Below are 17,881 nucleotides of genomic sequence, written 5' to 3'. Positions count from 1 at the left end.
TGATGGTGATACCCCAGCGCAGGCGTTATACCTGAAGCTAACGGTGTTATTGAAGGGAAGGTTAGAGCAAGAAAAGTGGCGGAGAGAGGGGGATTTGAACCCCCGGTAGAGTTGCCCCTACTCCGGTTTTCGAGACCGGTCCGTTCAGCCGCTCCGGCATCTCTCCGCTGTGATGGTTGCTATAATGCCAGGATCTTTGGCATTTTAATAGCTCCCGTTTCGGTAATTGTGTTCAAGTGACGACTTTGCGAGCAATATGATGTTTAAATGGCCCTGGAAAGCAGATGATGAGTCCGGCAACGCAGAGATTCCCTGGGAGCAAGCGCTTGCCATTCCGGTTTTAGCCCATCTTTCGTCCACTGAGCAGCACAAGCTCACGCAGATGGCTGCCCGTTTTTTACAGCAAAAGCGGCTGGTGGCATTGCAGGGGCTGGAGCTGACCCCGCTGCATCAGGCGCGCATTGCTATGCTCTTTTGTCTGCCGGTGCTTGAGCTGGGCATTGAGTGGCTGGATGGCTTCCATGAAGTGCTGATCTACCCTGCCCCTTTCATCGTCGATGATGAATGGGAGGATGATATTGGTCTGGTCCACAACCAGCGGGTGGTACAGTCGGGACAAAGCTGGCAACAGGGTCCTGTAGTGCTGAACTGGCTGGATATTCAAGACTCTTTTGATGCGTCAGGCTTTAACCTTGTGGTGCATGAAGTGGCGCATAAGCTTGATACGCGGAACGGCGACCGGGCCAGCGGCGTGCCGCTTATCCCGTTGCGTGAAGTTGCCGGCTGGGAGCACGATCTCCACGCCGCGATGAACAACATTCAGGATGAGATAGATCTGGTCGGCGAAAGCGCCGCCAGTATTGACGCCTATGCCGCCACCGATCCCGCAGAGTGCTTTGCTGTCCTCTCGGAATATTTTTTCAGTGCGCCTGAACTGTTCGCGCCTCGCTTCCCGGCCCTGTGGCAGCGTTTTTGCCACTTTTACCGCCAGGATCCGCTGGCGCGTAGATGTGAGAATGGCCTGCAGGACGAAGGCGATCGGCGCATTGTTCACTAAAACAACGTGTTGAGCTAAATTTAGCCATTTGAATCAGCAGGTTAATTTTAGTGTTGACACAAAAATGCGAGGCCAGTAGTATGCGCCTCGTTCACACGATTCCTCTGTAGTTCAGTCGGTAGAACGGCGGACTGTTAATCCGTATGTCACTGGTTCGAGTCCAGTCAGAGGAGCCAAATTTAAAAATCCCGCTCAGGGAAACCTGAGCGGGATTTTTGCTTTCCGTGATCCTCTCCGCTCCCCAAGCATGCAATCTTATCCTGGTGTAGGTGCTATTTTCTTGCTATGAGGCAAGCTGAACGGCCGTGAGCCCCACGCTCCCGCAAAGGCTTAAATAAAGGCGGTTTAACCGTGCCGGACCATACCTGGGTGTAAGGCAATAATGCGCGGTTCCAAAAAAGATCGGCAACACCGCCGCTTCTGACATCTCTCCGCCAGCGGGTATAAGCAGCATCGTACCGTAGGTACCGTCCAAGGTTCCGTATGTGATCCCCGCAGGTGAAAAGCAGCGATGCTGCTCCCAACCTTATGGCTACAGACTTTCGATCCGGCGGTAACCGCTGGGTCTGCCGCTGCGTAGCAGACGATCCCGATCCGGCAGTTACCATTACAGACAGCGCGGGCTGCCCAAATGCATTTTCCACTGGCGGAAAGACCCGTAACGCTTAGGGTAGCCTGGCAATAACCTTAATCTCGAACTTAAATCCATAAAGCCACGTCACGCCGATCCCGGTCAGCGTAGGGTAAGGCGCTTCTCCCCAATATTCTGGCAGGATACTCCAGATAGCGTCGAGATTTGACTCAGGATCGACGACAAAGAGGGTAACATCAACCACGTCCTCAAACGTGCAGCCCGCCGCTGCGAGCACAGCATTAAGATTCTTGAACGCCAGCCTGACCTGTGCTTTCAGATCGTGCTCAGGCGAACCATCCTCGTGGCTACCCACCTGCCCCGAAACAAACAAGAAACCATTGGATTTGATGGCCGGTGAATAACGATTGCGCTCATAGAGCGCCTGACGACCGAAGGGAAAAACGGCTTCGCGTGCTGTCATGTTTGTACCTTTATGGTGGGGCGAAATCAGCCCGGTGAATGTAAAGACACTGTACAACGACGAGATCGGGCGGATAAACAAGCGACTTTGTCCCTCATTGTTTGTAATATCCAAACAATCGATGAAAGACAGGATAAGAAATGGATCGTTTCGATGCAATGCGCGCCTTTGCTCGAGTGGTAGAGGCAGGGAGCTTCACGAAGGCTGCCCAAACGCTTCATATGAGCAAAACCACGGTGACGCAACTCATTCAGCAGCTGGAATCGCGCCTGCGCGTCAGATTGCTCCATCGCACCACCCGCAAGCTCGGTGTGACTCCCGATGGCGCGGTCTACTACGAACGCGTCATTCGTCTGCTGGCGGACATGGAGGATGCTGAAAACAGCCTGTCCAGTGCGGCGATGACGCCCAGGGGACGGCTACGGGTGGATGTACCGAGTCCGCTGGCCCGCCTTATTCTGGTGCCGGCGCTACCGGCTTTCCACGCCCGCTACCCTGATATCCAGATCGACATGGGTGTGAGCGACCGGGTAGTGGATCTGATCGGCGACAACGTGGATTGCGTTCTGCGCGGTGGTCAAATCACCGACCAGTCCCTAATCGCACGCCATGTCGGCGATTTGCAAATCGGCGTCTACGTCGCCCCCAGCTATGTGGAACGCCTTGGCGCTCCCGCACACCCGCGCGAGCTGCAAAATACTGACCATTGCATAGTGGGATTCTTGTCCTCACGCACCAGTAAGATTGATCCTTTGGTACTGTGCAGTGAGAATGAACGTATTGAAATCACGGGCAACTACGTACTTGCCGTGGATGATGGCAATGCTTACCTCGAAGCTGGGTTAGTTGGCTTAGGCGTGATTGCGCTGCCCAACTATATGGCGGCAGCGCATCAGGCCGTTGGCGCTTTGATTCCATTATTTACACAATGGCGGATTAGCCCAATGCCTCTGTACCTGGCGTTTCCACCGAACCGCCATGTCAACGCCAAGCTGCGCGTATTTATTGACTGGATCGTTGAATTGATGGAGCAGCATGTCCCCATTGCCAACAATCAGTGACGCCATCCCCTGATTCGCTTATCAGCGGCGATGGGGTTCAGCGGTAGTGACTGTGGTCAGGCGTGTTTTGACAATAGGGATTCAGCAGAACTCATCCGTCTTATATTCTGGATAATGGCTATCATAAAGGGGATCTTCGCTTTCATGGACAATGGCAGCCAAAAAAAAGATCCTCAGTAACAAGATTAAGTCCACAGGTATATTTGCAGACTTTATCATCCCCTCCTGAGCATCTCCTGGCGCCCTCATTAAAACGCCATCACAGCCACTGTTGATAAGTTAAGGATCGGTTTCCCGATCCTTATTCCCAACAACGTTGAATGCATCGTCAGCAAAAGAGCCTTCTTACAATAGCCGTTAATCAGACTAAACGACCCGCTACAAACTTCCCTGCGCCGCTGTGGCGCTGATATTCACCGGCATGCCGGAGCGGCGCTGCAGGGTCTGCTCGACCTGGGCAGGGCTCACTCCCGGCCCCTGGGTAAAGTCGCGCAGCGCCGAGGTCATCGGCAAGGGGACTTTTCTGTCGGATTCAAACTCCGCGCGGTTGCGCGACAGCGGCTCGTGCACCTCCAGCCAGTGACTGCCGTCCGGCTCCACGCTGTACTTCACCGGCTGATCGATCAGCTGAACCCGCGTCCCAACCGGCACGTTATCAAACAGGAATTTAATATCGTCATTGCGCAGGCGGATGCATCCCTGGCTGACGCGCAGCCCGATACCAAAGTTGGCATTGGTACCGTGGATGGCGTAGAGCCTGCCGATGTAGATCGCATACAGCCCCATCGGATTATCGGGCCCGGGGGGCACCATCGCCGGCAGCGTTTTGCCCTCTTTCGCATACTCGCGGCGGGTATTGGCGGTTGGCACCCAGGTGGGGCCTTCCTGCTTACGCTCTACTGCCGTCACCCAGTTACGCGGCGTTTCGCGTCCCGCCTGACCAATGCCGATTGGCAGGACTTCGACGCTATTGCCCAGCGGCGGGTAATAATAGAGACGCATTTCGGCAACGTTGATCACGATCCCTTCGCGCACGGTGTCGGGCAGGATCAGCTGTTGCGGAATAGTCAGCGTCGAACCGGAGCGTGGCAAATAGACATCGACCCCGGGGTTGGCTTCCAGCATATTGCTTAACCCCTGGCCGTACTGGGCGGCAAAACTTTCCAGCGGCTGGGTGTTATTGTCCGGAACGGCAATGGTAAATGCGCTGCCCACCAAACGGCTCCCCTCCGGCGGCAGCGGATAGCTGACGGCCAGCGCGCCGTGGCTGGCAAGCAGCATCAGCGCCGTATAGAGTAATTTCACACGCCGCATCGTCATTTTCCCTTCCTCAGTCGCGACTCTCGTGTGTGAATTATAGCGTTATTTCCTCGCCTCGATCCGCTGACCCACAATGACTTAAATCTGATAGTCGATTGCGGCCTCTTCCGGCTCCATCGCCTGACGCTTAATCTCATCCAGCGACAGTCCGGCATTGCACAATTCGATAAAGCGCCAAACGTAATTCCGCTGCAGCTGGCCCCGCTTCAGTCCCAACCACACGGTATTGGCATCGAACAGATGGCGGGTATCAAGACGCGTAAAGGTGTCCGCTTCCCGGGCATCACCGGACTGCTCGGCGACCAGCCCGACGCCCAGCCCCAGCTCCACGTAGGTCTTGATCACATCGGAATCCTGCGCGCTCAGCACGATATCCGGCATCAACCCCTTGCGGTTGAACGCCTCATCTATGCGCGAACGGCCAGTGATCCCCTGGCGGTAGGTGATTAACGGCCAGCGGGCGATCGCCTCCAGCGTCAGGGGGGAAACCTGCGTCAAAGGATGATCCTTCGGCACCAGCAGGCTGTGATGCCAGCGGAACCAGGGGAAAGCCGCCAGCGTCGGATCGTTGCTCAGGCGCTCGCTGGCGATGCCGATATCCGCTCCGCCGTTATGCAGCAGCGCTTCGATTTCCTGCGGGGTACCCTGCACCAGCTCGACGCGAACATCTGAGAACAGCTCGCGGAAAGCTTTAATGACCGGCGGCAGGCTGTAGCGCGCCTGAGTATGGGTGGTGGCGATAGTTAAGACGCCTGACGCATCGTTAGTGAAGAGATCCGCCAGCCGCCGAACGTTACTGGCTTCATTGAGGATCCGCTCGGCAATCGATAACAGCGCTTTACCCGGCTCGGTCATGCCTAACAGGCGTTTGCCGCGGCGGATAAAGATCTCAATCCCCAGCTCCTCTTCCAGTTCCCGGATATGGCGACTGACGCCTGACTGCGAGGTATAGAGCATATTCGCGACTTCCGTCAGGTTGTAATCCTGACGGGCCGCCTCACGGATAATTTTCAGCTGCTGGAAGTTCACCCTTTCCTCCGGGCCAATGGACTTAACGTATCTGCTATTGTTAAAGTCTGTTGTCCCAGGTAACAAATAATAAAAACCAGCAACTTATTCCTTAAGAGAATATACCCTAACTGACCAGCTGCAGTTCACGGTTTTCCAGCGATGGGCGGCTCACCAGAGACAGCAGGATCTCTTTCACCGCCTGCGCCTGCGGCGACAGACTGCCGCGAGCCGACATGTTCAGCGACAGCGACAGGCTCATTGAAGGCGTGCTGATCCGCGCCATCCAGCCGTTCGCCGCCCCGCACAGGGAACGGGCAGCGGATTCCGGTAACACCGTCGCCCCCATGCCGCTGGCGATGGCCGCGGTCAGGGTGGTGATGGATTCGATCTCGCCGATAATTTTCGCCGACAGACGACGCAGGGTGAATGCCTCGGTGACCCGCGCCCGCACTGCGCTGTAATCGCGCGGCAGGAACAGGTTCATCTCCGCCACCGCCGTGAGATCCACGCTCTGCCCCGGGCAGTCGCGGGTGCCGACCAGGTAAAGGTCTTCTTTCAGCAGCGGCTGGCTGACGATGCCTGCCACCGGCGAACGCTCATAGAGCACCGCCATATCCAGCTGGCCCGCCAGCAGCTTGTCATTCAGCGCTGTGCCGCTGCTCTCCTGCAGATAGACCATCACCTCGGGCAACTCATTGCGCACCGTTTGCAGCAACGGCATGGTAATGGCGGAAGCCGCGGTGCCCGGCGCCAGGCCGATCGACACCTGACCACGCAGCGTCTGGCCGACGTTATTGACCGCCAGCTGCGCCTGCTCGCACTGGCGCAGGATAGTGCGCGCATGGGTGTAGAGAATTTTACCGGCTTCCGTTGGCGTGACCCCTCGCTTGGTGCGTATCAGCAACTGCTGGTCCATTTCACCTTCCAGAGTCGCGACCTGTTGGCTGAGGGCCGGTTGGGCGATATGCAAGACTTCAGCGGCCTGGGTCAGACTGCCGATATCGACGATTTTCACAAAATATTTCAGTCGTCTTAAGTTCATTTTGCCTCCTGTAAGGAACGCCAGCGTCAACGCTGGGAGTATGATGCACTGGCTTTTGCAATTTGCTTGCCAGCTTTGCATTTCCTCGGCTGTCGCCCGCCGCAGGCAGTGTTATAAGGGATAGTGATAGCAATTCGGTTTTTATTTGCCCGGTAAGCAGATTGTGGTATGCCCCATTAGGGGTACATTCGCACTACAACGGTGCAACATGGTAAAAAAAACAGCGCATGGATGGCGATTGCTGAAATTGTCAGCAGTCGAACGCAATTCTTTGAATCAGGCTTTGACAAGGCCGGATGGCATCGTTAATATGCGCCCCGTTCACACGATTCCTCTGTAGTTCAGTCGGTAGAACGGCGGACTGTTAATCCGTATGTCACTGGTTCGAGTCCAGTCAGAGGAGCCAAATTTAAAAAGCCTGCTTTCGAGCAGGCTTTTTGCTTTTCAGCGCCGGTACTTCTGCCGGAAGGCGAATGGCCACCCTCCGGCGATTGCGGCTTTAGCGTAAACTCTCTTCCTTAAGATCTATCTCCCGCAGCACCTCATAAAAAGTGATATCGCTGATGTTATGGGCGCGGCGCAGCCGGAACAGTTCCTGACGCTGGGCGATAATGACCTCTCGTTGCATATATTTCTCCAGCCTGGCACGCTTAGCCAGCTCCAGCCCGACATCCTGCCCCTCGTCATTGTCGTTATAGTGAAGCCGCCGCTGATAGGTTTCGAGCAGCATATTGCCGGCATCGGCCCGCAGGGCCTGCTCACTGGGATCCTCCACCGGCTCGTCCAGTAGCGCGTTAAGACGGTTAATGGCCACCTCGGTCATCACGGCGCCAATGTCGTCCTTACCGGTGTCATGCGGTAGATCATCGGCAAGATAACGGGTCATAAACGGCAGACCGATAGCCGCCACCACCAGCGACATCAGGATCACTGCCATCGATAGAAAGATCAGTAGTTCACGGCCCGGGAACGGCGAACCATCTGCCAGCACCACCGGCAGCGTCAGAATACCGGCGAGGGTCACAGAGCCCTTCACTCCCGCCAGCGCCATGACGGCGAGGATACTGAAGCGTGGACGGACGGTGATGGCCTTGCCCCGACGTTTACGGCGAAAAATTGTCAGCTTCATCGACAGCCATACCCAGGCGAAGCGCATCAGACCGAGCGCCAGGGTGATGGCCACGGCGTACAGCAGCAGATACCAGGGCGAAGAGACGCCGGCCTGGCTGGCTACCGCCGGCAGCGTCCTGAGCATGCGCGGCAGCTGCTCGCCCAGCATCAGAAAGATCATCCCGTTGAGGGTGGTCTGCAGCATGGACCATACCGCGCTGCTTTTCATGCGCGTCGCCGGAAGCCGGGGCCCCGACAGCTGCTCATAATGCATCGCAATGCCGGCGGCGACGGCGGCAAGAATGCCCGAGACATGGAACGCCTCGGCCAGCAGGTAGGCGGCGAAAGGGATAAGCAGGCTGATCAGGATCTGGATGGCTGGCTCCTCGCGGGTGCGCCGAACCAGAAAGTTATTACATTTGCCGGTGACCCACACCACCACGAGGCCACTGAGGATGCCCCCGAAGGCCATCAGGAAAAATTTCACCACCGCGTCTCCCGGGGAGAAGCTGCCGGTCAGCACCGCGGCGATGGCGAAATTAAAGGCGACGAGCCCTGAAGCATCGTTTAACAGCGACTCCCCTTCGAGAATATGCGCCATCCTTGAGGGAAGCGGCGAGCTGGCGGTCATTGCCGATACCGCCACCGGATCGGTAGGCGACAGAATAGCCGCGAGGGCGAACCCTGCCGCCACGGTGATAGCCGGGATCAGCCAGTGAATAAACAGGCCAATACCGAGAATAGTCACCATCACCAGGCCTATCGCCAGCGATAAAATCGGCTTCATATCGCGGAAAAAAGCGTCTTTGGGGATGCGCCAGCCATCGAGGAACAGCAGCGGCGGGATAAACAGCAGTAAAAAAATATGCGGGTCAAAATCGACCTGAAAGCCACTGGCGGCCAGCGCGGCGCCCGCGGCGATTTGGATCAGCGGTAGCGGCACTTTAACGGGCAGAAGATGGGACAGGAACACGGTCACCACGATGGCCATGATAAAGACCAGCACGATAGCAATTAGCGACATTCATCCCCTCCTCTGACGGCAATATTCATTCTGTACATCAGACTGTTAATCCTTTTTCGCAGGTGTTGTTTCGGTAACAGATTATTTACCCAGTCACCGATAATTTAAGACAGACGTCATTGTCTGCCGGCGATAATATTTAAACTGAGGTGGCAACCGGTGCCGGATCAGGGGTGACAATGTCTTTTATCAAGCCGCGTTTGTCAATCCGCTATCGTCTGCAAATCATCGCCGGCCGGCATTCCGGGGAGAAGTCCTCACAGGACTGTCGACCGGGGACTTCGCAAATTAGCCTCTTCACATGGACAAAACCACTCAACCGCTCCAGCCCTCCGCTGTTTATATATTCCCAATATTATTAATCCGTATTATACATTGTGAATATGGATATTAATGACCAGTCTAATATACCCGGCAGAGTTATATTTCGTGCCCCCGCCGGCAGTGCGAACCACGTATTTGCGATAAATAATTCTTAACGCCCCCCAGTTCAGGATGATTGGTCAGCCAGCCTTACGCTGCGCGCAATGCTTGCCCTCCCCCTGAATTGGGCGTACCCTGACCAACAATTAAACCACACGGTCTAAATAATGAATCCCGATACCTCCGCCGTCCTGAAGCCCCGCCGCGGCCGTCCACCCAAGGTCGATCGCCAGTTTGACGATACGCGTCAGGCGCTGATTCGCTCAGGCCTTGAAGTGCTGACCGAAACGGGCTATCTCGCGGCGGGTATTGATGCGGTGATCAAGAATATCGCCGTGCCAAAGGGGTCGTTTTATCATTGCTTTAAAAGCAAAGAGGCTTTTGGCCTCGCCGTGCTTGCCGCCTATGGCGACTTCTTTGCGCATAAATTAGATAAATTCCTGCTGGACGACGCCGTGCCGCCGCTGGAACGAATGGCGGCCTTTGTGCGTCATGCCGGTCAGGGAATGGAGAAATTCCAGTTTCGCCGCGGCTGCCTGGTGGGCAACCTGCTGCAGGAAGCCCCGTTGTTACCCGAGACGTTTCCCCAACGGTTGATGGCTATCCTGGCGGCATGGGAGTCGCGCGTGGCGCGCTGCCTGCGCGAAGCGCAGGCAGCCGGGGCCATCGCCAGCGACGCCTCACCGCAGGCGCTAGCCCAGGTGTTCTGGATCGGCTGGGAAGGCGCGGTGATGCGCGCCAGGCTGGTCCAGTCTGCCGCACCGCTTAACCAGTACTGGGATTTTTTTGCGCACAGTATGACAACAAAAACACCTGCACAGGACGGCGCTAGCGCCGATAACCCCCTTCCGACGAGGAATACTCTGTCATGAAAGCATTAGTTCTGGACCAGATCGACAACCGCACCGTCGCCACCGTCAAAGATATCGACCTGCCCGCTCTTGCCGAAGACGACGTCCGGGTCGCCATCGACTGGTCGAGTCTCAATTATAAAGACGCCCTGGCGATCACCGGCAAAGGCAAAATTATCCGTCAGTTTCCGATGGTGCCGGGCATTGATTTTGCCGGTCAGGTGAAAGAAAGCCGCGATCCGCGCTTTGTTCCCGGCCAGGCCGTGATCCTCACCGGCTGGGGGGTGGGCGAAAACCACTGGGGTGGCCTGGCCACCGAAGCCTGCGTTAAAGGCGACTGGCTGGTTGCTCTGCCGGAGACGCTCAGCGCGCGCCAGGCAATGATCATCGGCACCGCCGGCTTTACCGCGATGCTATGCGTTGATGCTCTCGTTAGTGCGGGTGTCACCCCTGATAGCGGGGATATCCTGGTCACCGGCGCCAGCGGCGGGGTCGGCAGCACCGCCGTGGTGTTGCTCAAAGCCCTTGGCTACCGGGTGACGGCCGTATCGGGCCGGGAATCGACACACGATTACCTTCGCCAGCTGGGCGCCGATACGATCCTGCCGCGCAGCGACTTCGCGGAGACCCGTCCGCTGGAGAAACAGCTGTGGGCGGGCGCGGTGGATACCGTTGGCGGCCCGGTGTTGGCCAAAGTGCTGGCGCAAACGCAATATCGCGGCTGCGTCGCCGCCTGCGGTCTGGCCGGGGGTTTCGATCTGCCGACCACCGTGATGCCGTTTATTCTGCGCAATGTGCGTCTGCAGGGGGTGGATTCGGTGATGGTGCCGACCGCTGAACGCGACGCCGTCTGGCAGCGTCTGGCCCAGCTTCTGCCGGAGAGCTACTACCAGCAGGCGGCCACTGAAATCACGCTGGAGCAGGCGCCAGCGTATGCCGCAGATTTCCTCAGCAATAATATTCATGGTCGGACGCTGGTCAATATCGGCCAGTAATCCTCTTCTCCCGGCGCCCGTGCGGCGCCGGATCCCGAGAGGGATCAAGGCATATCATTTCCTTCCCCACGGGATTATGATGACGCGAACGAATAGCTCTGCGAGTGGTAAAAAAAGTAAATGGATGTCATAAGCATCATTATGGCGGCGGGCAAGTCGTCCGTTGACGTCGCGCTGTATACGCTGTTGCCGATCATGGTGATCATGCTGATCATCATGAAATACCTTGAGGTCCGCGGTATCCTCGATGTGATTGTTCGCTGGGTGGCCCCGCTGCTGAAGCCCTTCGGCTTAACCGGGATGAGCGCCTTCGCCCTGATCCAGATTAATTTTGTCAGCTTTGCCGCCCCGCTCGCCACGCTGTCGATTATGGATAAACGCGGCGTCTCGGACCGACAAATGGCCGCCACGCTGGCCATGGTGTTCGCCATGGGGCAAGGCAACGTCTTCTATCCTCTTACCCCTTTTGGTCTGCACTGGCTGGCCTCGATCGTTATCTCGTTGGTCGGCGGCCTGTGCGCGGCCGCCGTCGCCTGGCACGTCACCGGACGGCGCTTATCGGTCGCCGAGAACCCCCGCGCGGAAGCGCTGCCGAACGCCGAGCAGAACAGTCAGGGAATTCTGGCCGTGATTAACAGCGCCGGCTCCGACGCCATCCGCCTGGCGCTCGGCGCGGTGCCAATGCTGATCCTGTCGTTAACCATCGTCGGGCTGCTGCAGGGCGCCGGGGCTATCGACCTGCTGCAGCAGCTGCTGAAGCCGCTTCTCAGCTGGCTGCACATCCCGCAGAACTTTGTGCTACCGGCGCTGGTGAAGTGCGTTGCCGGGGGCACCGCCTACTTTGGCGTCATTTCCGAGCTGATCCAGCAGGGCAAAGTCACCGTCGGCCAGGTCAACGCCTCGGCAGGTCTACTGATCCAGACCTTTGATCTTCCCGGTATTGGCATTTTTCTTGGCATCAGCTCACGGTTTGTCCGCCTGTTCCGCTTCGTGGCTCCCGCGGCGATCGTCGGTATCCTGCTGCGTACCGTTCTGCACCTGATCCTGTTTTAATGCCTCTGCTCTGGCCTGCGCTTTCAGGCAGGCCGCCACCGCCGCCTGTTCGCCGCAGACGATGCGCTCATCGACGCGCGTCATCATCCATGGAAAGAATGGATTGGAGGTGACGCGCATTAACGTCTCCAGCCCCACGCTCAGCGTCCCGGTCTCTCCGCGCAGTGAAATGGTGCCCAGGCTAATGCCGTAGCGGTTCTTCTCGTCCGGCTCGCGACCATACAGCGAGTCGCTCAGGGGAAACGGCACCGCCACATGCGACAAAGAGTACATATCCGCCGGCCAGGCCAGGTGTAAAGGATAACGATGCTCTTCCCGTTCCTCGGCCAGCGTGGTCCGGGCGACGGTCTGCAGCGTGTGCGCCGTCGCGTTGGTCACCACCGTGGTGGTATAGGCCCGCGGCGCCGGGGGCAGCAGCGTATTCACCGCCGCATAGAGCGCAGGGCGAAACAGGACCCGGAGATCCGCCGCCTGGTTAATATCGAACACCACCAGCTCGCTGCCGTTATCCGGCAGATAGCGATACATGGACTCCACCACCGCGCGGGTGCTGACCGTGGAATCCATCACCGACTGAAAGGTGAGGATCGGCGGCAGCGCTTTCAGCTCGCCCTGCCGGGCCGCGCGGATAATCTGCTGCTGCAGCGCCTGGCTCAATAACCACGATTGTCTCGCCGCCTTGACCGGAAAGGAGTTGTACTTGAACGGATTAAACTCAGGCGCCACGTTCAGCCAGGCCGCGCGGGCGAACGCCGGGAAGACGGACGGTAGCCCGGCGAGGCCGGCGAAACGGGCAAACGCGGTCACGCCGATCATCGGCGACAGCAGAATAATCTGCTGCGGCTGACGCAGGTGGCTATCCTCCAGGCTATCGAGGGCATACTTGAGCGCCAGCGCGCCGCCGTTAGAGTAGCCGACCAGATGCAGCGGCACGTCCGCCCCGGCAAGGCGGGTCGCTTCGCGTACAGCCAGACGCGTCGCCGCCAGCCAGGTCTCCCAGTCAACCGCCGTTAACGCCCCCGGCGCGGTGCCATGTCCCGGCAAACGCGGCACCACCGCCACATAACCCCGCTGCTGCCAGAGTTGCGCCAGATAGCGCACGCTGTAGGGCGAATCGGTCAGGCCATGGAGGAGCACCACGCTGCCGCGCGGCTTGCCCAGCGGCATCAGCACAAAAGAACGGTTCCAGTCCTGCTTAAACTGCCCCGGCCAGACCCGGCTGTGACGATAAAAGCGGTTGACCGGGGTTTTATCTTCCTCCGGCAAAGCCTCTGTCACCTCACGCTGGAGATCGGCGAAAATCGTCTTCTCCCGCGCCAGATACTGGGCAAAGGTCGCCTGGTCGATCTCTTCGGCCGACATCTCGTTGCCACTCCAGGTATGCCAGCGATGCAGGGCCGGGCCGCGCTGGGACTCATAGATCCGCCCGGCGAGAAAGACCACCAGCAGCGCCAGTACCGCAATGCTCCCTTTTTTCATCAGTGAGCCGATAACGGCGCCCGACGTTCGCCAGTGTCGAAATAGATGCTTCATGACGCTCTCTCTTATATTTATTGCGTAGCCGGACTTATCAGCCCTCTTCCTGACAGGCTATTCTCACGGACTGCTTTTCAGCATAGTCATCGCTTCCTGCAAATTAAACCCGGCAGAGCATTGCCCCCCGGCATAAAAAAACCTAGCGCACAGATCAACAATCGGTTGCGTATTTTTAAACACTGCATAAACCAAGGGGATAATCTTATTGTCAGATTTTTAAGAAACATGAATTATCGACGCACATGTCGCTATGAGAGGATAAAAAACAGATGGAGTGGTGGGTAAAAAAAGTACAGGACAACGCTTCGGCCAGCCTCTGCCGCGTCGTGCTTCAGAGCGGTGCGCTGGAGATGATCGCAGAGATTGAAGCCTGTCGCCTCCGCCTGCGGGAAGGGGATAAACTCACTCCGCTGGCCGATGCGCGCTATTGTCTGAATAATAATCCGACGCAAACTTTGAAGATCCGCAACGCCACTCATTATAGCAGCGAGCGTTGGACAAACGCCGGCAAATAACACGAGCCCGCTCCCTTTACTGGTTATGGTCTGAGTATCATCGCATTTGACAGATAAATTCTCCTTCGCCCTTTTCCCGCTGTGACATACTATCGGGAATGTCAGCAGACCTGAAACAAGGAGCGAATCATGAATATCAAGGCCGCCAGTCTGACCCCGGAACAAGCGCTTGCCGAGCTGGAAGCGCGCTATGAAGCCTCGGTCACGGCGTTACGCAAAGCCATCGGCGACTATATCGACCATAATACGCTCCCCGATACCGAAGCCCGCGCGGAAGGTCTTTTTGTCTATCCGCAGCTGTCGGTCTCCTGGGACGGCGCCGATCATAAAGCCCTCAAAACGCGCGCCTGGGGACGTTTCACCCATGCCGGTTGCTATACCACCACCATTACGAATCCGAAACTGTTCCGCAACTATTTGCTGGAACAGCTGACCCTGCTGTATCAGGACTATGGCGCGCATATCAGCGTCGAGCTGTCGCAGCATGAGATCCCCTATCCTTACGTGATAGATGGTTCCACCCTGACACTCGACCGCTCGATGAGCGCCGGTCTGACGCGCTATTTCCCTACCACCGAGCTGTCACAAATTGGCGATGAGACCGCGGATGGCCTGTTCCATCCCACCGAGTTCTATCCGCTGTCGCACTTTGACGCCCGCCGCGTCGATTTTTCGCTGGCGCGTCTGCGTCACTACACCGGCACGCCGGCGGAACACTTCCAGCCCTACGTGCTGTTCACCAACTATACCCGCTACGTGGATGAGTTCGTCAGCTGGGGCTGCAGCCAGATCCTCGATCCCGACAGCCCCTATATCGCTCTCTCCTGCGCCGGCGGGATCTGGATCACCGCCGAGACCGAAGCGCCGGAACAGGCCATTTCCGATCTGGCGTGGAAGAAGCACCAGATGCCGGCCTGGCATCTGATCACCCACGACGGCAAAGGGATCACCCTGATTAACATTGGCGTCGGCCCGGCTAACGCCAAAACCATCTGCGATCATCTCGCGGTACTGCGGCCGGACGTCTGGTTAATGATCGGCCACTGCGGCGGCCTGCGCGAAAGCCAGGCCATCGGCGACTATGTGCTGGCCCACGCCTATCTGCGTGACGATCATGTACTGGATGCGGTGCTGCCGCCAGATATTCCGATCCCCAGCATTGCCGAAGTGCAGCGCGCCCTCTACGACGCCACCAAGCAGGTGAGCGGGATGCCCGGCGAAGAGGTTAAGCAGCGGCTGCGTACCGGGACGGTGGTCACCACCGACGACCGTAACTGGGAGCTGCGCTATTCCGCTTCGGCGCTGCGCTTTAATCTCAGCCGGGCGGTAGCTATCGATATGGAGAGCGCGACCATCGCCGCACAGGGCTATCGCTTCCGCGTCCCCTACGGCACGCTGCTCTGCGTCTCGGACAAGCCGCTGCACGGTGAAATCAAGCTCCCCGGCCAGGCTAACCGCTTTTACGAGGGCGCTATCTCCGAGCATCTGCAGATAGGCATCCGGGCGATTGACCTGCTGCGCGCCGAGGGAGATCACATGCACTCGCGTAAGCTGCGCACCTTCAACGAGCCGCCGTTCCGTTAATCGTCGATGACGTGGGAATCGTGAGATAAACGCTGACGTTACCCGCCAGGGAGCGTCAGCGTCCGGATAAGCGAAACAAACGACCCGGCGGTGTTTGTCCACGGAAGAAAGGTGGTAGACAGAAAAGCAAAAAGCCTGCTCGAAAGCAGGCTTCTTAAATTTGGCTCCTCTGACTGGACTCGAACCAGTGACATACGGATTAACAGTCCGCCGTTCTACCGACTGAACTACAGAGGAATCGTGTGAACGGGGCGCATATTATCGATGACGCCCGGCGCTGTCAAAGCCTGTTTTCAATAAAATGAATCGTTTGCCGAATTATTCTTCACTTTGCGCAAAAAATGGCGTTTAGCCTCGCATACGGCTCAGCTTTCCTCCGACGAAGCCTTCACGCGCGGGTATTTCCACAGCCAGCGGCCGCTCACCATGCGGAAATAAAACAGCACGCCGCGCACCGCCCAGTCGAGCACCATCCCTAACCAGACGCCAATCACCCCCATCCCCAGCACGATGCCCAGGGTATAGCCCGCCACCACCCGGCAGCCCCACATGCCGAGCATCGACACCCACATGGTGTAGCGTACGTCACGGGCGCCTTTAAAAGCGCAGGGTAAAGTCCACGACAGCGACCAGATCGGCATAAATAGGGCGTTGAGCCACAGCAGCTGTTTAACCACTTCTTTTACATCTTCTTCATGGGTGTAGAACGAGGCGATAAAGCCGGCGAAGGGGGCGCTGCCCCAGGCGATCAGCGTCAGAATGATCGTCGACAGCCAAAATACGTGCCAGGCCTGGAATTCAGCCTGACCAATCTGCCCTTTTCCCAGCCGCTTGCCGGTAATGATCGTCGAGGCCGAGCCGAGGGCGTTGCCCGGCAGGTTAATTAGCGAGGCCACCGAAAAGGCGATAAAGTTGCCGGCGATAACGTTGGTGCCCATCCCGGCGACAAACATCTGGGTCAGCAGCTTGCCGCCATTGAACAGGACCGATTCGATACTGGCCGGGATGCCGATCCCCATCACCTCCCAGATAATGGCGAAGTTAAAGGGTTTGAAGTAACCCTTCAGCGACAGCCGCAGCGCCGGATTGAGGCCCACCATCAGCACCCAGATCGTGGCTATCGCGCCAATATAGCGGGCAATGGTCAGCCCAAGCCCGGCGCCGACAAACCCCAGCCCCGGCCAGGAGAAGATGCCGTAGATGAGCACGCTGCTGATTAAGATATTGAGGATATTCATCCCGCCGTTGATCAGCAGCGGGATTTTGGTGGTGCCGGCGCCGCGCAGCGCCCCGCTGCCGATCAGCGCAATCGCCGCCGCCGGGTAGCTCAGCGCCGTCAGTTCCAGATAGGTCAGCGCCAGGTCCTTGACCTGGGCGGTGGCATCGCCGGCGACAAAATCAATAATCTCCTGGCCAAAGGCATGGATCACCCCCGCCAGCAAAATGGAAAACAGGGTCATAATGGCCAGCGACTGGCGCGCGGCCGCCCTCGCCCGCCGCCGATCGCGCTTGCCGAGGCTAAAGGCCACCACCACCGTGGTGCCCAGGTCGATGGCGGCAAAGAAGGACATGATGACCATGTTAAAGCTATCGGCCAGCCCCACACCGGCCATGGCCTCTTTTCCCAGCCAGCTGACAAGGAAGGTGCTCAACACCCCCATCAGCAGCACACAGGCATTTTCCAGCAGAATGGGCACAGCGAGAGGGCTGATTTCGCGCCAGTACAGCACACGATAACGCTGACGTTTTTTAAACCAGGATGTCCGTTCGACAGCCTGGCGTACGGCGGAGGTGACGTTCAAGAGAGACCTTAGTGAGAGATGTTGAAACAACATTTCAAATGATGATTGAGAAATGGATATCCTGCAAAGTATTTTCCGTAATAATTGTCGGAAATGACAACAAATTGTCGATGGAAGCGGCAGTTGCACCTGAACAGGCGAATTGATGTTTGACAAAAGTTTTTTCGCCGCTAAGATACGACTCCACACGATTCCTCTGTAGTTCAGTCGGTAGAACGGCGGACTGTTAATCCGTATGTCACTGGTTCGAGTCCAGTCAGAGGAGCCAAATTTAAGAAGCCTGCTTTCGAGCAGGCTTTTTGCTTTTTTGCGTCGCTGACGTTAACTCAGCATCGCATCCAGCCTGGCAAGCACCTCGTTGACAACGACGTCAGGTATGCGTTCCAGACGCTTGCCTTTCCCTACCGCCTCCCTACGCCCCGCGTGTCCTCCGTGAACGCAC

At 57.6% G+C, this 17,881-nt stretch carries 13 protein-coding genes, 5 tRNA genes and 2 pseudogenes; 10 read left to right on the top strand and 10 right to left on the bottom strand.

Going from position 1 to position 17,881, the window contains the following annotated elements:
- Positions 1 to 76: 76 nt before the first annotated feature.
- Positions 77 to 166, bottom strand: a tRNA-Ser gene (locus IB144_RS09025).
- Positions 167 to 256: 90 nt separating this feature from the next.
- Between IB144_RS09025 and mtfA the strand changes: the two genes are divergently transcribed.
- Positions 257 to 1,057: a DgsA anti-repressor MtfA gene (gene mtfA, locus IB144_RS09020; RefSeq protein WP_188006546.1), complete on the top strand. Its 801-nt coding sequence runs from the start codon at positions 257 to 259 to the stop codon at positions 1,055 to 1,057.
- A gap of 100 nt (positions 1,058 to 1,157) precedes the next feature.
- A tRNA-Asn gene (locus IB144_RS09015) sits at positions 1,158 to 1,233 on the top strand.
- Positions 1,234 to 1,722: 489 nt separating this feature from the next.
- Here the strand turns inward: IB144_RS09015 and IB144_RS09010 are convergent.
- Positions 1,723 to 2,112, bottom strand: coding sequence for a RidA family protein (locus IB144_RS09010; protein WP_002911718.1), 390 nt, complete (start codon positions 2,110 to 2,112; stop codon positions 1,723 to 1,725).
- A 140-nt stretch (positions 2,113 to 2,252) separates the two neighbouring features.
- On the opposite strand from IB144_RS09010, the gene IB144_RS09005 reads away from it, so the two are divergent.
- Positions 2,253 to 3,173, top strand: coding sequence for a LysR family transcriptional regulator (locus IB144_RS09005; protein WP_004141160.1), 921 nt, complete (start codon positions 2,253 to 2,255; stop codon positions 3,171 to 3,173).
- Between the two features lie 378 nt (positions 3,174 to 3,551).
- Here the strand turns inward: IB144_RS09005 and ldtA are convergent, their stop codons facing one another.
- The 3 genes from ldtA to nac all read right to left on the bottom strand — a co-directional run bounded on the left by ldtA (position 3,552) and on the right by nac (position 6,546).
- The gene (ldtA, locus tag IB144_RS09000; protein WP_023287796.1) at positions 3,552 to 4,493 is read right to left on the bottom strand and encodes a L,D-transpeptidase; all 942 of its coding nucleotides are present in this window, start codon (positions 4,491 to 4,493) and stop codon (positions 3,552 to 3,554) included.
- A gap of 78 nt (positions 4,494 to 4,571) precedes the next feature.
- Positions 4,572 to 5,522 carry an HTH-type transcriptional regulator Cbl gene (cbl, locus tag IB144_RS08995; protein ID WP_004180456.1) on the bottom strand — a complete coding sequence of 317 codons (951 nt, stop codon included), beginning with the start codon at positions 5,520 to 5,522 and terminating at the stop codon, positions 4,572 to 4,574.
- 106 nt (positions 5,523 to 5,628) lie between these two features.
- A complete protein-coding gene (gene nac, locus IB144_RS08990) occupies positions 5,629 to 6,546 on the bottom strand; it encodes a nitrogen assimilation transcriptional regulator NAC (protein WP_002911729.1) in 918 nt (305 codons plus the stop codon).
- A 330-nt stretch (positions 6,547 to 6,876) separates the two neighbouring features.
- On the opposite strand from nac, the gene IB144_RS08985 reads away from it, so the two are divergent.
- A tRNA-Asn gene (locus IB144_RS08985) sits at positions 6,877 to 6,952 on the top strand.
- A 93-nt stretch (positions 6,953 to 7,045) separates the two neighbouring features.
- Here IB144_RS08985 and IB144_RS08980 read toward each other — a convergent pair.
- On the bottom strand, positions 7,046 to 8,680 hold the full coding sequence (locus tag IB144_RS08980) for a Na+/H+ antiporter (RefSeq protein WP_004148971.1): 1,635 nt from the start codon (positions 8,678 to 8,680) through the stop codon (positions 7,046 to 7,048).
- A gap of 590 nt (positions 8,681 to 9,270) precedes the next feature.
- On the opposite strand from IB144_RS08980, the pseudogene IB144_RS08975 reads away from it, so the two are divergent.
- The 3 genes and pseudogenes from IB144_RS08975 to IB144_RS08965 all read left to right on the top strand — a co-directional run bounded on the left by IB144_RS08975 (position 9,271) and on the right by IB144_RS08965 (position 12,002).
- A pseudogene (locus IB144_RS08975) lies at positions 9,271 to 10,096 on the top strand (TetR/AcrR family transcriptional regulator).
- The gene (locus IB144_RS08970; protein ID WP_223168794.1) at positions 9,987 to 10,949 is read left to right on the top strand and encodes an MDR family oxidoreductase; all 963 of its coding nucleotides are present in this window, start codon (positions 9,987 to 9,989) and stop codon (positions 10,947 to 10,949) included. Before IB144_RS08975 ends, IB144_RS08970 begins: the two are co-directional and overlap by 110 nt.
- 120 nt (positions 10,950 to 11,069) lie before the next feature.
- The gene (locus IB144_RS08965) at positions 11,070 to 12,002 is read left to right on the top strand and encodes a nucleoside recognition domain-containing protein (protein WP_023316153.1); all 933 of its coding nucleotides are present in this window, start codon (positions 11,070 to 11,072) and stop codon (positions 12,000 to 12,002) included.
- On the opposite strand, the gene IB144_RS08960 is transcribed toward IB144_RS08965, so the two are convergent.
- Positions 11,913 to 13,535: an alpha/beta hydrolase gene (locus IB144_RS08960; RefSeq protein ID WP_065888422.1), complete on the bottom strand. Its 1,623-nt coding sequence runs from the start codon at positions 13,533 to 13,535 to the stop codon at positions 11,913 to 11,915. The two genes, IB144_RS08965 and IB144_RS08960, sit on opposite strands and share 90 nt — an antisense overlap.
- A gap of 272 nt (positions 13,536 to 13,807) precedes the next feature.
- Between IB144_RS08960 and pmrD the strand changes: the two genes are divergently transcribed.
- Together pmrD and IB144_RS08950 are read left to right on the top strand one after the other, a co-directional pair.
- Positions 13,808 to 14,053 carry a signal transduction protein PmrD gene (pmrD, locus tag IB144_RS08955; protein WP_004141189.1) on the top strand — a complete coding sequence of 82 codons (246 nt, stop codon included), beginning with the start codon at positions 13,808 to 13,810 and terminating at the stop codon, positions 14,051 to 14,053.
- Between the two features lie 129 nt (positions 14,054 to 14,182).
- Complete coding sequence (locus IB144_RS08950) at positions 14,183 to 15,637, top strand: AMP nucleosidase (RefSeq protein WP_004148975.1); 1,455 nt, start codon at positions 14,183 to 14,185, stop codon at positions 15,635 to 15,637.
- 161 nt (positions 15,638 to 15,798) lie between these two features.
- Here the strand turns inward: IB144_RS08950 and IB144_RS08945 are convergent.
- Together IB144_RS08945 and IB144_RS08940 are read right to left on the bottom strand one after the other, a co-directional pair.
- Positions 15,799 to 15,874, bottom strand: a tRNA-Asn gene (locus tag IB144_RS08945).
- 128 nt (positions 15,875 to 16,002) lie between these two features.
- On the bottom strand, positions 16,003 to 17,439 hold the full coding sequence (locus tag IB144_RS08940) for an EmmdR/YeeO family multidrug/toxin efflux MATE transporter (RefSeq protein ID WP_004151469.1): 1,437 nt from the start codon (positions 17,437 to 17,439) through the stop codon (positions 16,003 to 16,005).
- Between the two features lie 192 nt (positions 17,440 to 17,631).
- Here IB144_RS08940 and IB144_RS08935 point away from each other — a divergent pair.
- Positions 17,632 to 17,707: transfer RNA gene (locus IB144_RS08935), tRNA-Asn, on the top strand.
- 53 nt (positions 17,708 to 17,760) lie between these two features.
- Here the strand turns inward: IB144_RS08935 and IB144_RS08930 are convergent.
- Positions 17,761 to 17,835, bottom strand: a pseudogene (locus tag IB144_RS08930) (type II toxin-antitoxin system PemK/MazF family toxin); the annotation flags it as partial.
- Positions 17,836 to 17,881: the final 46 nt, after the last annotated feature.

It is taken from the genome of Klebsiella sp. K4 (assembly GCF_014596785.2).
In the GTDB taxonomy this organism is placed as follows: Bacteria; Pseudomonadota; Gammaproteobacteria; order Enterobacterales; family Enterobacteriaceae; genus Klebsiella; species Klebsiella pneumoniae.
The sequence above is the reverse complement of the archived record's forward strand: the minus strand, read 5'-3'. Positions and strand labels throughout refer to the sequence as shown.